The following is a 16,293-nucleotide window of genomic DNA, read 5'->3' on the forward strand; positions in this document are numbered from 1 at the left end:
AAAAACAAGTTATTTGAAGATGAAGTTATTTAGTTAATCTCATTTCTAGGTATTTATTTGTAAAACCTAAACTTTCGTATAGTTTTTTGGCAGGATTATTAGGTTCTACATGCAGTGCAATATTTCCTTCGGCAATGGATATGGCTTTTAGCATCAATTGTTTTCCAAAGCCCTTTCCACGTTGGCTATTGTCTACAGCGATGTAAACCAATATATTTTCTGGAATATAATCTTTCATTCCAGTGTTGTTTAAGATTACAACACCTACAATTTTTTGGTCCTCGATTCCCACTACAATATTTCCTCCTTTGTTGGGGTTCATGACGTAATCAATACATTTTTGAATGTCTTCAATCGTATCGCCATATTGTTCTAAATGGGTAAATAGGAATAGTGCTATAATTTGATTGGTATAGATTGGGTCTTCTAGAGTGATATCATTAATTTGTTTGAGTTCCATTTTAAAGTAATTTAGTGTTAAATATGAGCTATAGTTATGCTAATGATTTTTCTAAATAGAAAATCAAATAGTATTGTTTTTTTTCGGTTATTTAAAAGCCTGTAAGTGGAATTTTTCCAAAAGGCAAAAGATGCAGTAGTCTGCAAAAAAAAAGATGATTTTTTCAGTATAATATCTGAAATAAGGGATCTTAGACATAGTCATTAAAGTCACAAAAAAAGACTTAAATAACCCCAAAATATAATTTTGTGTTTTACAAATATAAGGCGAATTATCTGGAAACAGCTCTTAAATTGGGTAAAATGTGTTTTTTATAAGTAAAAACGCTGCTTTAATGAATTAATGATGTAAATAATTCAAGGCAAAGACAAAGGATTATCTAGTAAAAAAAAAATACTAATTTGAATGCTCAAATGAATTATTGGTGTGTAAGTGTTGAAAATAATTAGCAATTATAAACAGTGTATATTTCTACTTTTTCATCTCAGTAAAGACGATATTTGAATTTTAAAAAAGATAAAATAAGGATATTATATTCAATGAGATTTTTTATCTTTAAAAACTATTTTAACTTAAAAATTTATGAAAAAACTACTTAGTATTTCTCTTTTTTTTATTGGAGCAATTTTGTTTGCCCAAGATAACAAACCAAACTATGTTGCGGATAATTATACTAAAAAAGAAGTGCATATCAAAATGCGCGATGGAGCAGAATTATTTACTTCAATTTATACTCCTAAAGATGTTTCTAAAAAATATCCAATTATAATGCAAAGAACACCGTATAATTCAGGTCCTTATGGAGAAGGTCAGCTCAAAAGAAGTATTTCTCCAAGCGAGACGATGATGAAAGAAGGATATATCGTAGTCTATCAAGATGTTCGTGGCAGGTTCATGAGTGATGGTTTATACGATAATATGCGCGGCTTTATTCCAAATAAAAAAGGAAAAAAAGATACCGATGAAGCTTCTGATACCTATGATACGATAGATTGGTTGGTCAAAAATGTACCTAATAACAACGGAAATGTTGGAACTTGGGGAATTTCATATCCTGGTTTTTACGCAACCTATTCTTTGTTAAGCAATCATCCAGCTTTGAAAGCGGTTTCACCTCAAGCGTGTATTGCTGATTTCTTTTTTGATGATTTTCATCATAATGGAGCATATTTATTGAGTTATTGGAAAGTGACGCCATTATTTGGCCCACAAAAAACAAAGCGTACTACAGAACCTTGGTATAAATTCACGAATACAGGATCAAATGACGATTATCAGTTTTTCTTGGATGCAGGACCATTATCGAATCTTGATAAATATTATGGTAAAGACAATGAGTTTTGGCAACAGCTGAAAGACCATTCCAGTTATGATGATTTTTGGCAAAAACGTGGTATTTTACAACATTTAAAAAATATTAAACCAGCGGTGATGACGGTGGGAGGTTGGTTTGATGCCGAAGATTTATATGGTCCTTTGAATACCTACAGCACAATTGAAAAAAGCAGCAAAAATTACAACACAATCGTTATGGGGCCATGGAGTCACGGGGATTGGGCTAGAAATTCAGCAAAACAAGTAATTGGTAATATTAATTTTGGAGATAGTATTTCCGGTTATTATCAAAAAAACATAGAAGCTAATTTCTTTCGTCATTTCTTAAAAAATAACGGTAAAGGTGAAAATAAATTACCTGAAGCCTATGTTTTTGACACAGGAAGAAAAGAGTGGAAGACCTATGAAACTTGGCCTCCTCAAAATACCGAAAAACAAGATTTCTTTTTGCAAGGAAATCAATTGACAAAAATGGCGAAGCGAAATATTTCTTTTGAAGAATTTATCAGTGATCCTAAGAAACCGGTTCCTTATTCTGAAGATATCAAACAAGCAGGGCTTACACCAAGGAAATATATGACGGATGACCAGCGTTTTGCTGCAAGACGTCCAGATGTGATTGTTTTTGAAACAGAAGTATTGAGTGATGATACCACATTAGCAGGAGATATATTGGCTAAATTGCAAGTTTCTACTACTGGAACAGATGCGGACTGGATTGTAAAAGTGATTGATGTTTTCCCAAGTGATGAGCCGGAAACAAAAGATGTTGCTCCTTATTTGAAAATGAGTAATTACCACATGATGGTGCGCAGTGAGATTATGAGAGGGCGTTTCAGAAACAGTTTTTCAAAACCCGAACCTTTTGTTGCCAATGAGAAAACGCCTGTAAATATTAAGTTACAGGATGTTTTTCATACCTTTAAAAAAGGACATAAAATCCAGATTCAGGTTCAAAGCACGTGGTTTCCATTTATTGATTTGAATCCGCAAACGTTTGTAGATAATATATTTTATGCTAAACCAGCGGACTTTCAAAAACAAACTCATAGAATCTATAATGATTCAAATGTTGAGTTTACAGTTTTAAAATAAAACGTAAAAGTTAGTAGAATCTTAAGATTCAAAAAAGCTGTCTATTAAGGCAGCTTTTTTTGTTTCAAACTATAAAGAAACTGCAAGAAATTTTAAGAATCAAAATAAAAAAGAGTGTATAAAGAGCCACTTTTTTTAAATTATTTTTTTTATTTCTTCTAAAAAAATGTAAAACATGTAGTTGGTAGTTTTTTTTATTCCTTTAATCGAAAATGTATTAAAAATAAGATTAATGTATTCTTAATTATATAATTTAGTGTATAAGTTTTTGAAAATTAGATAATTGTGAGGATTGTTTTTTTATTGAGCTACTTTAATCAATAGAGATAATATTCTAAACATTCTGTATTTTATAGTTAGGCATATAGTATTCGTTATTTTATTATTTAAATTCAATAAATATGAAAACATTTCTACTCAAATCACATTTTTTAACGATTGTTTTTTTTATTGCAAATTTATTTTTTGCAAATGTTACTTTTGGTCAAGCTACGGTCACCACCGATAAAGACGATTATGCTCCTGGTGAGTATGTAATTATTACCGGTACTGGCTGGCAGGAAGGAGAGCGGGTTGATTTCCACTTTGAGGAGACTCCCAAGCCCGTAACCTGTTCGAACTCACATGATAATTTTGCCATTGCAGATGCGAGTGGGCAAATCTATTATGGTGGATTTTTGATAAAAGAAAATCATCTGGGTGTTGCTTTTGTTTTAACTGCTACAGGGCAAACCTCAGGTAGAGTTGCAACAGCAGAATTTACAGATGCGAATGTTAAATTTACCACTACAGGCCTTCCTAATAATATTAGTGTTACAGTGCAATATGAAGGAACGGCACCTGGACCAATTATAGTAGATACTTCTGTTACCTTCTCTACTGGAGGAGGTGGTAATGGTGCTAGTTCAAACATTGCGTTGATTGGAAGTTTAAGTTTTCAATACCCCTCTACAATTACTGTTTCAGGAACGACATATGCTTTGATAAGTACTAATCCCGTTTCACCGACAAATGTTCCATCTACTGGCAGTTATTCAATAAATGCTACATATGCAACTTGTACTCTACCAACTATTGGTGGTCAACCCGGCAATCAATCTATTACTTATGGTGCTAATGCAACTTTTAGTGTTGCCGCTTCTGGTGCTACCGGTTTTGTATGGCAGGAATTTAACAGTTCTTGGTCTCCTATCGCAAATGGTGGAATTTACTCTGGCGCTACTACCAATACCCTTACTTTAACCAAACCGGGAGTTAGCTTGTCAGGTAGGAAATATCGAGTTGTTGTAACTGGATCTTGTGGTTCTGTGAATAGTAATTTGGTTACGGATGCTATTTTAACTGTTAACAAAAAAGCATTAACTGCTACTTCAACAGTAGCCTCAAAAGAATATGACAATTCTCCAGTTGCTGGTTCAGTCTCGTTAGGTACTGTATTAGGTCTTGTTGGTACAGAGACTTTAGTAATTACACCTTCTGCGACTAACTTTGCTGATGCAAATGCTGGTGTGGGCAAAGCAACAACGATTTCTTATAGCCTTGCTGATGGAACTAATGGTGGGCTGGCCGCTAATTATAGCATGGCGAATTTTGTTACATCTGGAAATATCACCAAAGCAGCATCTACGACAGTTGTAACCATTACGGGAGCACCATTTACCTATAGTGGATTGGCACAAACACCAGCCACCGTAACCGTAACAGGAGCAGGCGGATTGAGTTTGACACCCGATGCGGTTTACGTTAACAATACCAATGCAGGAACAGCCACTGCGAGTTATTCGTATGGGGAAAGTGCCAATCACTTGGCCTCTTCGGACAGCGAAGACTTTACTATTGGCAAAGCAGCATCTACGACAGTTGTAACCATTACGGGAGCACCGTTTACCTATAGTGGATTGGCACAAACACCAGCCACCGTAACCGTAACAGGAGCAGGTGGATTGAGTTTGACACCCGATGCGGTTTACGCTAACAATACCAATGCAGGAATAGCCACTGCGAGTTATTCGTATGGGGAAAGTGCCAATCACTTGGCCTCTTCGGACAGCGAAGACTTTACTATTGGCAAAGCAGCATCTACGACAGTTGTAACCATTACGGGAGCACCATTTACCTATAGTGGATTGGCACAAACACCAGCCACCGTAACCGTAACAGGAGCAGGCGGATTGAGTTTGACACCCGATGCGGTTTACGCTAACAATACCAATGCAGGAACAGCTACTGCGAGTTATTCGTATGGGGAAAGTGCCAATCACTTGGCCTCTTCGGACAGCGAAGACTTTACTATTGGCAAAGCAGCATCTACGACAGTTGTAACCATTACGGGAGCACCATTTACCTATAGTGGATTGGCACAAACACCAGCCACCGTAACCGTAACAGGAGCAGGCGGATTGAGTTTGACACCCGATGCGGTTTACGTTAACAATACCAATGCAGGAACAGCTAATGCGAGTTATTCGTATGGGGAAAGTGCCAATCACTTGGCCTCTTCGGACAGCGAAGACTTTACTATTGGCAAAGCAGCATCTACGACAGTTGTAACCATTACGGGAGCACCATTTACCTATAGTGGATTGGCACAAACACCAGCCACCATAACCGTAACAGGAGCAGGCGGATTGAGTTTGACACCCGATGCGGTTTACGTTAACAATACCAATGCAGGAACAGCTACTGCGAGTTATTCGTATGGGGAAAGTGCCAATCACTTGGCCTCTTCGGACAGCGAAGACTTTACTATTGGCAAAGCAGCATCTACGACAGTTGTAACCATTACGGGAGCACCATTTACCTATAGTGGATTGGCACAAACACCAGCCACCGTAACCGTAATAGGAGCAGGCGGATTGAGTTTGACACCCGATGCGGTTTACGCTAACAATACCAATGCAGGAACAGCTAATGCGAGTTATTCGTATGGGGAAAGTGCCAATCACTTGGCCTCTTCGGACAGCGAAGACTTTACTATTGGCAAAGCAGCATCTACGACAGTTGTAACCATTACGGGAGCACCATTTACCTATAGTGGATTGGCACAAACACCAGCCACCGTAACCGTAACAGGAGCAGGCGGATTGAGTTTGACACCCGATGCGGTTTACGCTAACAATACCAATGCAGGAACAGCTAATGCGAGTTATTCGTATGGGGAAAGTGCCAATCACTTGGCCTCTTCGGACAGCGAAGACTTTACTATTGGCAAAGCAGCATCTACGACAGTTGTAACCATTACGGGAGCACCATTTACCTATAGTGGATTGGCACAAACACCAGCCACCATAACCGTAACAGGAGCAGGCGGATTGAGTTTGACACCCGATGCGGTTTACGTTAACAATACCAATGCAGGAACAGCTACTGCGAGTTATTCGTATGGGGAAAGTGCCAATCACTTGGCCTCTTCGGACAGCGAAGACTTTACTATTGGCAAAGCAGCATCTACGACAGTTGTAACCATTACGGGAGCACCATTTACCTATAGTGGATTGGCACAAACACCAGCCACCGTAACCGTAACAGGAGCAGGCGGATTGAGTTTGACACCCGATGCGGTTTACGCTAACAATACCAATGCAGGAACAGCTAATGCGAGTTATTCGTATGGGGAAAGTGCCAATCACTTGGCCTCTTCGGACAGCGAAGACTTTACTATTGGCAAAGCAGCATCTACGACAGTTGTAACCATTACGGGAGCACCATTTACCTATAGTGGATTGGCACAAACACCAGCCACCGTAACCGTAACAGGAGCAGGCGGATTGAGTTTGACACCCGATGCGGTTTACGCTAACAATACCAATGCAGGAACAGCTACTGCGAGTTATTCGTATGGGGAAAGTGCCAATCACTTGGCCTCTTCGGACAGCGAAGACTTTACTATTGGCAAAGCAGCATCTACGACAGTTGTAACCATTACGGGAGCACCGTTTACCTATAGTGGATTGGCACAAACACCAGCCACCGTAACCGTAACAGGAGCAGGCGGATTGAGTTTGACACCCGATGCGGTTTACGCTAACAATACCAATGCAGGAACAGCTACTGCGAGTTATTCGTATGGGGAAAGTGCCAATCACTTGGCCTCTTCGGACAGCGAAGACTTTACTATTGGCAAAGCAGCATCTACGACAGTTGTAACCATTACGGGAGCACCGTTTACCTATAGTGGATTGGCACAAACACCAGCCACCGTAACCGTAACAGGAGTAGGTGGATTGAGTTTGACACCCGATGCGGTTTACGCTAACAATACCAATGCAGGAACAGCTACTGCGAGTTATTCGTATGGGGAAAGTGCCAATCACTTGGCCTCTTCGGACAGCGAAGACTTTACTATTGGCAAAGCAGCATCTACGACAGTTGTAACCATTACGGGAGCACCATTTACCTATAGTGGATTGGCACAAACACCAGCCACCGTAACCGTAACAGGAGCAGGCGGATTGAGTTTGACACCCGATGCGGTTTACGTTAACAATACCAATGCAGGAACAGCTACTGCGAGTTATTCGTATGGGGAAAGTGCCAATCACTTGGCCTCTTCGGACAGCGAAGACTTTACTATTGGCAAAGCAGCATCTACGACAGTTGTAACCATTACGGGAGCACCATTTACCTATAGTGGATTGGCACAAACACCAGCCACCGTAACCGTAACAGGAGCAGGCGGATTGAGTTTGACACCCGATGCGGTTTACGCTAACAATACCAATGCAGGAACAGCTAATGCGAGTTATTCGTATGGGGAAAGTGCCAATCACTTGGCCTCTTCGGACAGCGAAGACTTTACTATTGGCAAAGCAGCATCTACGACAGTTGTAACCATTACGGGAGCACCATTTACCTATAGTGGATTGGCACAAACACCAGCCACCGTAACCGTAACAGGAGCAGGCGGATTGAGTTTGACACCCGATGCGGTTTACGTTAACAATACCAATGCAGGAACAGCTACTGCGAGTTATTCGTATGGGGAAAGTGCCAATCACTTGGCCTCTTCGGACAGCGAAGACTTTACTATTGGCAAAGCAGCTATCACTGTAGTAAATACAAATCGTCAGAAAGTGTATGGTGAAGTGTTGACAAATGGAGATTATGCAGGAAGTATCACAGGTGTTCAAGCCGGAGATGTCATTACAGTAATCCGTTCAAGTATAGGTAGTGTAGCAACTGCAACAGTATTTGGTTCTACATATCCAATCATTGGACAGTTAGTTGATCCTAATGGAAGATTAACGAATTATACAATTAGTAATCCTGACGGAGAACTTACTGTAATAAGAAAAATAGCTTCAGTTACTCCAATGGTTAATAGTAAATATTGTGGTCAAATTGATCCTATTTTTAGTGGTACTCTTACTGGATTTTTGGCAACAGACGTAGTTAGTGCTACTTACAGTCGAAATTCAGGAGAAGCAGTTGGAGCAAGTCCTTATGTAATCAGTGCTTTGCTAAGTCCTGCTGGGGTATTAAGTAATTATGAAATCACATATAATACGGCGAACTTTATAATTAATGGCATAATATCTATTGATGCATCTGCTAGTAGTAATCCTATAGCCGTTGGTTTGCCTGCAACGCTGTCTGCAACTATTAATCCTCCTATTGGTGGAGTTTCTGTTACCTTTAGCCTTGACAATGGGAATGGAGTATTATTGAGTTATCAAGCAACTACTAACAGTGCTGGTGTTGCAAGTACATCTGTAACTAGTTTACCAGTAGAAGTTTATAAAGTGAATGTTGTAGCAGGTTCTGGCTGTTCGTTCTCTATTGCTTACTTGCCTGTATATGATCCAAATGGTGGATTTGTTACGGGAGGTGGATGGATTAATTCTCCAGTTGGCGCATATATTGTTGATCCAACAGTAACAGGTAAAGCAAATTTTGGATTTGTTTCCAAATATAAAAAAGGTTCGAATGTACCTGAGGGTAATACAGAGTTTCAGTTTCAAGCAGGAAACTTAAAATTTGCTAGTTCAACATACGTATCTGGATCACTTGTAATTGCAGGGTCTCAGGCTATCTATAAAGGAATAGGAACTATTAACGGTTCTGGTAGCTTTAACTTTATGGTGTCTGCTGTTGATGGACAGATTAATGGAGGTGGTGGTTATGATAAATTCCGAATTAAGATTTGGAATAGCTCAGGAGTTGTTTATGATAATAACATCGGGCTCTCGGATAATAGTACGCCTACAGATGCTACAAAATTAGGAGGAGGCTCTATTGTAATTCATGAGGTAAAGAAAAATGGAGCTTCAAAAGTGATCAGTGTTGAGGAAACTGTAGAAGTTCTGCCATTTGCAATAACAGTATATCCAAACCCATCAGCTCAATATTTTATGATTGACATCAAAGGGGGTACTACTGAAAAAACAGAAGTGTTTGTATATGATATGCTGGGTAGAATGATAAAACATATTCAAAATAATACCAATCAAGAAATTAAGTTTGGTGAAGAGTTTTCTACAGGTTTATATCTAGCAATTATCAAGCAAGGAGATCAACAAAAAGCAGTGAAATTGATAAAACAGTAAAAAATATTTTACCTGTAAGGTTTAAATCAACTCCATCTCAATTTTTATTGAGATGGAGTTTTTTTGCTACTTTTTTTATGTTTCACTTTTCTTAAAAAGGATATTTATAGTGGTTATCAGTAAATGATAATTTAATAAAATGGTTTCTATTATTTAAATTGGGGTATTTATTACTTCGATAGGCAAAAAAATAAATGATTTCTATGATTAGTGCTACAAATTGAAATGTCAACTTATTGTTTATGATTAAGACTAGTTCGAGGTATTTGAAATATACTAAAAAAGTTTTAAGATGAAATAAATGAATATTATTTCTTGGGCTTAATCAAAAAAAAACACTCTGATTTCAGAGTGTTTTTTTTGATTTTATTTAAAAATTGATTTATAGAAACTCACCATGTTGAGAAATATCTAAACCTAATTCTTCTTTTTCTTCACTTACTCTTAGTGGAGTTATTTTGTTTACAATAAAGAAAAGGAAATAAGATGCTGAAAATGCGAATACTGAAACTATAACTAAAGCAGTTAATTGATTTAAAAATAATGTAGCATCACCAAATATTAGGCCTTGATTATCTCCTACTACTGAGTTTACCGCTTTCGAAGCAAAAACACCAGTCAATAGCATTCCAACCATTCCACCAACACCGTGACAAGCAAATACATCTAGAGCATCATCAATTTTACCTTTAGGAAATTTGCTAACTACTAAATTACTAACAACACTTGCAAATATACCGATGAACATTGCATGAGGAATAGTTACAAAACCTGCAGCAGGCGTAATAGCTACTAAACCTACAACAGCACCAATACAAGCTCCCATTGCAGAAAGTTTGTGTCCAAGAATTTTATCAAGAAATACCCAAGCCATTCCAGCAGCAGCAGCAGCTACAGTTGTTGTACCTAATGCTTGTACAGCTAAACCATTAGATCCTAATGCTGAACCTGCATTGAAACCAAACCATCCAAACCATAATAAACCAGTACCTAACAATACGTAAGTAATACGTGCAGGGTTAACTTTTTGTATTTTTCTTTTTCCTAAGAAAATTGCTCCGGCTAATGCAGCCCATCCAGCGCTCATATGCACTACTGTTCCTCCAGCGAAATCTAATACTCCCATTTTAAAGAAAATACCTTCTGGATGCCAAGTCATGTGTGCTAATGGAGCGTAAACAAGTAATATGAATAATACCATAAATAATAGGTAAGCCCAGAAACGAATTCTTTCTGCAAAAGCTCCTGTTATTAAGGCAGGTGTAATGATTGCAAATTTTGCTTGAAACAAAGCAAACAACATAAAGGGTATTGTTGGAGCAAGACTCCATGCAGTAGTAGTATTCACACCTTGAAAAAACAAATTAGGTAGCGGATTACCAATTATACCTCCTATTGTAGGACCAAATGATAAACCAAAGGCTACAACAACCCATAAAACAGTAACAATTATCATAGCCATAAAACTTTGAAGCATTGTACTAATTACGTTCTTTTTTCCTACCATTCCCCCGTAGAAAAAACCAAGACCTGGTGTCATTATTAATACAAGTGCTGTTGCAACAATCATCCAAGCAGTGTCGCCGGTATCAAATTTTACAGCTTCTGTTGGAGCAGGGCTATCAATTATGAAATAATTTGAAAAAAGGGTTAATACCAAAATCGTGATTAATATCACACTTAAAATAATTTTTCGCATTGTTTTTTAGTTTTAAATTTCGATAAAAGTATAAAAATCATTAATAAGCCCCCTAAAAAATGTTATTGAATGCTTTATTTTTGTGTTTTCTACAATCTACACCCTATTTTATTATGGGTATATTATAATTTAAAGTTAATATTTATAATTTATTAAAGGAAGGTTAAGATAAATTGTCTTTTTATGATTGAATATTATAATTATTTTAAAAATTAATAGGTCTTTATAGGAACGGTTCTTTTTTTATACTAGATTTCAAATATCATTAAAAAAAAATGCACCAATTGAAAATTCAATTAGTGCAATTATTAAAGTTCAATATATCTTTATTTTAATAGGTGTTGGCTCAAAATTTTATAAACTTCATTAATGTTATTACCTCCTTTTCCAAATTGTTTGACAATTGGTGTACTATCGTTATTTAACCAAATTTTTAATTCAGCATCCATATCCAATATTCCAGCGCTTTCTTTAGAGAATTTTTTGATGCTAGAATAAGGGATTGACATATAATCAACTTTAGTTCCAACCATTTGCTTTTCTACTAAAATTAGTCTTTTATTTGTGAAAATAAACATGTCACGTATTAGTTTGTACGCTTTCTCAATTCGTTCTCCATCTATTAAGATTGGCTCAAATTCTTTCGAGACATTTTCAATATTTACTTCAGATGCATTGCCAAGGATGGCATTAAATAGTCCCATTGCTATAATTTATTTTTGATTGTACTTTGTTTTATATTTGTCGTTTAGCTTTGTTTGATGTGTTTCTAGGCTAATCATTCTTCCTTGTATAAAAGCATTAGTCAATTTGTTTGTTCTCATATCCAATGCATCTCCTTCAGATATAAATAACGTAGCATCTTTTCCTTGTTCTAAGGTACCGCATTGCGCATCAATTCCTAATATTTTAGCAGTATTTGAGGTGATTAATTGAAGAGCTTGCTCTTTGTCAAGTCCATAAGCAGCGCATGTTCCAGCAAGAAACGGTAAGTTTCGGGTATTCATACGTTCCATAGCTCCACTGTTTTCTAAAGCTACTAGTACACCTTTATCTGTTAATAATTTGGCTGATTTGAAAGGCAAATCAATGTCATCATCCTCACTTAGAGGCATTTCATGAACGCGTCTTAGCAAAACACCAATACCATTTTTCTGCAATAATTCGGCTGTTTTGTATGCTTCATATCCTCCTACAATCACCATTTTTTTTATTCCATTTTCTTTAGCAAATTGTACTGCATCAATTATTTGTTTTTCTTCATTAGCATTAATAAATAAGGTTTGACTTCCGTCAAATAAACCTTTAGTAGATTCTAAAACTAAATTCCTTTCTTTCGAACTATCACCTAAATAGGCTTTAGCATTAGATAAAAAAGCAGTCAACTCAAGAATTTGTTTTGCATAGTCTTTGTTCGGTTCAATACTTCCAGGTTCAAACCAAGAGCCACTTCTTCTGAAAGTAGTAGGGAAGTTCATGTGCATCCCATCATTTTCTTTTATAACCGCGTCTTTCCAGTTCCATGCATCAAGCTGAACGATTGAGGATGTGCCAGAAATTGTACCGCCACGTGGTGTAATTTGAGCCATCAAAATTCCGTTTGGTCTAACAGTTTCTATCACTTTAGAGTCAGCAGTATAAGCAATTATACTTCTTACATTAGGATTCATCACTCCAATTTCATTTTCATCATCAGATGATTTTATCGCATCAATTTCTACTAAACCCAATGTAGAATTTGGGGCTATAAATCCTGGATATACGTGTTTTCCATTAGCGTTAATCGTGATGTCATAGGCACCATCAGCAAGACGTATCACCCTGGCATCTGCTACCAAATTAATTTTTCCGTCAACAAATCCTATAGCACTATTTTCAATTACTTCTCCATTTCCTAAATGTGCCGTAGCATTAAGAATAAGAACGGACTTTGATTGTTTTAGGGCAGGTGTTTGTTGTGCTTTTGTAAGTATTGATATACTACAGACCAACACTAAAAGATATATTTTTTTACTAATCATATTTATACGTTTTTTAAAATTGCTTTTCTTTTTTGTAAAAGCTCGGTTTTTTGAAATTCAAATTATTCCGTTATTCTTCCATGGTATCACAGTGGTACTCTTTCTTTTCCGCTTTTTTAGGTTCCTGAGTAATCATACCTTTATTTTTTTCCTGTAATAGTTGACCAATTAATTCATTTCGTTCTTTAGCAATAGCTACTCTTTGTTCCTGATCTTTTTGAACATCATAATAAACGACCCCTTCAATCATTGTTTTTTCAGCTTTTGCATAAATTGATAATGGATTAGCGTTCCATAATACCATATCAGCATCTTTACCCACTTTTATACTTCCTACTTTATCATCAATATGTAACAATTTTGCAGGATTTAAGGTTACAAATTTCCAAGCTTCTTCTTCTGAAATATTGCCGTATTTCACCGCTTTTGCCGCTTCTTGATTCAATCTTCTAGACATTTCAGCGTCATCAGAATTATAAGCTACTACAAGTCCTGCATTGTGCATAATTGGTCCGTTGAAAGGGATTGCATCATTTACTTCAAATTTATACGCCCACCAATCAGAGAAAGTTGAGGCACCTACACCGTGTTCCTTCATTTTGTCAGCTACTTTATATCCTTCTAAAATGTGTGTATATGTATTTACTTTAAAATTAAATTTTTCGGCAACATTCATTAACATCAAAATTTCAGATTGTACGTAGGAGTGACAGGTAATGAAACGTTCTTTATTTAATATTTCAGCTAATGTTTGTAGCTCTAAATCTACTCTAGGAGCCTTGCCTTTTCCTTTTTTACCACTTGAATTGTACGCTTTCCAAGCCATATCATATTCTTTTGCTCGTTGGAAGTAATCTGTAAATACTTGCTCAACACCCATTCTGGTTTGAGGAAAACGAGTAGGATTATTGCTTCTTGAGCTAGATTGTTTTACATTTTCTCCCAAAGCAAACTTGATAAAACCCGGTTGGTCTTTGTAAAGCATTTCATCTGCTGGTGCTCCCCATTTCCATTTTACAATTGCTGAACGTCCACCAATTGGATTCGCTGATCCGTGTAATAATTGTGAAATAGTTACCCCACCTGCTAAATCTCTGTATATATTAATGTCTTCTGAATTCACTACATCTTGTATCGTTACTTCGGCACTTGAATTGTGTCCACCTTCATTAACTCCATTAGAAATAGCGATATGGGAATGTTCATCAATGATACCGCTTGTTAAATGCTTTCCTTTAGCATCAACGATTGTTGCTGATGCATCAGAAATATTTTTTCCAATAGATGCAATCTTTCCATTTTTTACTAATACGTCCGTTTCTTCTAAAATACCATCTTTTTCATTGGTCCAAACGGTAGCATTTTTAAATAATAGTGTTTGTGCAGTTGGTTTTTTCAAATTACCATAAGCAACATTAGGAAATGTTGTTGGCATGATGGCATTGTTCTTTTCAATTTTTGCGGAATCAATAACTTTTACATAAGGAGCTGTTTTTACTGCAGACCATTTTACTTCGTTCCCATTGAACAAAACGGCTTTTCCTGAAAGTGCTTGATTGTCTTCGATATAGCCAATTAATCTGGTGAAACTAGTTTTAGTAGAGTCTATAGGTTTAATTACCGTTGAAATCCAGTTATTGGTAAAAGTAAGTTTTGATTTGATTTTTTTATTATCAACTGTGGTTATCTCAGATTTTGGTGCTGTAATTTCGCCATCAATCTTCCATTTGTATTTTTCAGTATTAATGGTTAAATCATAATTCCCACGAATATCTCTAATGGCTATATCAGTTATAACAAATTTGTTACCCTGTACCCAGTTTTCATAAAGTATTGTTTTTTCATTGAAAATCTCACCAGATGTAATAATAAAATTAGCCAAGCTTCCTGTTCTCAAGCTTCCTATTTCATTACTTTTTCCTAAAATAGAAGCAGGAATAGTTGTCAAAGCTTCTAAGGCTTTTGTTTTATCAAATCCGTATTTAATCGCTCTTAATAGATTAGGTCTAAAATCTTCTAACTTCTTTAACTTGTCAGTTGTTAAGGCAAAAATAATTCCGTTATCGGATAAAACTTTCAGATTGGTTGGTGCTTGATTCCAAAAACGCAAGTCTTTTAACTCCATTTGATTGGCTTGGTTTGGATCAGAAACATCATACGCTTCAGGGAAATTGATTGGAATAATAAATTTCGAATTTGTTTTTTTGATTTCTTCAATACGCTCAAACTCATTTCCGTTTCCTTTCAACACATAATTTAATCCAAATTCTTTGGCTATTTTTGAAGCTCTCAAGCTATTTAATTTGTCCTCAGTAGCAAATATTTGAACTAATTTTTCATTATTTGACAAGGCCTCTAAAGATAAATCTTTGGTAGTGGCATTTCCTTTTTTGTACCAATCTAAATCTAAATACATTTGGCGAAGCAATGCCATCATTCCCATCAATGAACTTGGATAAGCTTGATTCGTTGTCACACTTTTAGTAAATGCAAAGTGGTTGGTTACTTTATCAGATAGTAATTGGTTGCTTTTATCAAAATTATTCAACGCAATTAATGTTCCTGAACCGCGAGCAATTCCGTCTTGAACGTGAGTTCCAACGATACCAAATCCTGCTTTCAATAATTCATCGGCTTTAGTTTGATCGTATTTAAAACTTTCATAACCATTTACTTCTGATTTGATATTTTCGTTCCAGTAATGCCCAGATTTTTTGGTATCATATAAAGCAATTCTGTCAGCACTGCTAATTCCTTTTGGTTTTTCGATACCAAAATTAGTGTACATATCAATAAACGAAGGATAAATTGATTTTCCTTCTAAATTAATGGTGGTACAATTTTTAGGAATAACGATATTATTTCCAGCACCAATCACTTTACCGTTTTGAATTAATAAAGTTCCTTTTTCAATAATTTGTGTAGGTGTAACATAAATTTTTGCATTGGTAAAAGCAGTAAAATTTGTGTTTTTGTTTTGAACACTTTCATTGTTAGGAAAGTATTCTTGCGCATAGGCTTTTGGTAATAAAATACTGAAATACAGTAGAAGTAAGATTTTTTTCATAGTATAGTTTCTAATTATTCTCTAAAAGTAAAAAAAGGAATATGTTAAGCATTATTTTTTTTTGATTTTAA

Annotated in this window: 7 protein-coding genes; 2 read left to right on the top strand and 5 right to left on the bottom strand. The window is 36.2% G+C overall.

From position 1 onward, the window contains the following. Positions 1–25 precede the first annotated feature (25 nt). Complete coding sequence (locus tag V5J73_RS05665) at positions 26–460, bottom strand: GNAT family N-acetyltransferase (RefSeq protein WP_338648203.1); 435 nt, start codon at positions 458–460, stop codon at positions 26–28. A 582-nt stretch (positions 461–1,042) separates the two neighbouring features. Between V5J73_RS05665 and V5J73_RS05670 the strand changes: the two genes are divergently transcribed. Then, a complete protein-coding gene (locus V5J73_RS05670) occupies positions 1,043–2,890 on the top strand; it encodes a CocE/NonD family hydrolase (protein WP_338648205.1) in 1,848 nt (615 codons plus the stop codon). Positions 2,891–3,291: 401 nt separating this feature from the next. Next, positions 3,292–9,435 (top strand): T9SS type A sorting domain-containing protein, encoded by a 6,144-nt coding sequence (locus tag V5J73_RS05675; protein WP_338648207.1) that lies wholly within the window; start codon positions 3,292–3,294, stop codon positions 9,433–9,435. A gap of 382 nt (positions 9,436–9,817) precedes the next feature. Here the strand turns inward: V5J73_RS05675 and V5J73_RS05680 are convergent, their stop codons facing one another. From V5J73_RS05680 to V5J73_RS05695, 4 genes are all read right to left on the bottom strand, one after another. Continuing rightward, positions 9,818–11,134 (bottom strand): ammonium transporter, encoded by a 1,317-nt coding sequence (locus V5J73_RS05680; protein WP_338648209.1) that lies wholly within the window; start codon positions 11,132–11,134, stop codon positions 9,818–9,820. 326 nt (positions 11,135–11,460) lie between these two features. Next, entirely contained in the window at positions 11,461–11,838 is a 378-nt protein-coding gene (locus V5J73_RS05685) for a PH domain-containing protein (RefSeq protein ID WP_338648210.1), read from the bottom strand. Positions 11,839–11,847: 9 nt separating this feature from the next. Beyond that, positions 11,848–13,155, bottom strand: a complete 1,308-nt coding sequence (locus tag V5J73_RS05690; RefSeq protein WP_338648213.1) for an amidohydrolase family protein — start codon at positions 13,153–13,155, stop codon at positions 11,848–11,850. Between the two features lie 70 nt (positions 13,156–13,225). Further along, the gene (locus V5J73_RS05695; RefSeq protein ID WP_338648215.1) at positions 13,226–16,222 is read right to left on the bottom strand and encodes an amidohydrolase family protein; all 2,997 of its coding nucleotides are present in this window, start codon (positions 16,220–16,222) and stop codon (positions 13,226–13,228) included. Positions 16,223–16,293: the final 71 nt, after the last annotated feature.

The organism is Flavobacterium sp. KS-LB2, from assembly GCF_036895565.1.
Taxonomy (GTDB): domain Bacteria; phylum Bacteroidota; class Bacteroidia; order Flavobacteriales; family Flavobacteriaceae; genus Flavobacterium.

Excerpts from the sequence above, each read along its gene's own strand:
- V5J73_RS05685 (WP_338648210.1), bottom strand. The coding sequence starts at position 11,838 with ATGGGACTATTTAATGCCATCCTTGGCAATGCATCTGAAGTAAATATT.
- V5J73_RS05695 (WP_338648215.1), bottom strand. The coding sequence starts at position 16,222 with ATGAAAAAAATCTTACTTCTACTGTATTTCAGTATTTTATTACCAAAA.
- V5J73_RS05675 (WP_338648207.1), top strand. The coding sequence starts at position 3,292 with ATGAAAACATTTCTACTCAAATCACATTTTTTAACGATTGTTTTTTTT.
- V5J73_RS05690 (WP_338648213.1), bottom strand. The coding sequence starts at position 13,155 with ATGATTAGTAAAAAAATATATCTTTTAGTGTTGGTCTGTAGTATATCA.
- V5J73_RS05665 (WP_338648203.1), bottom strand. The coding sequence starts at position 460 with ATGGAACTCAAACAAATTAATGATATCACTCTAGAAGACCCAATCTAT.
- V5J73_RS05680 (WP_338648209.1), bottom strand. The coding sequence starts at position 11,134 with ATGCGAAAAATTATTTTAAGTGTGATATTAATCACGATTTTGGTATTA.
- V5J73_RS05670 (WP_338648205.1), top strand. The coding sequence starts at position 1,043 with ATGAAAAAACTACTTAGTATTTCTCTTTTTTTTATTGGAGCAATTTTG.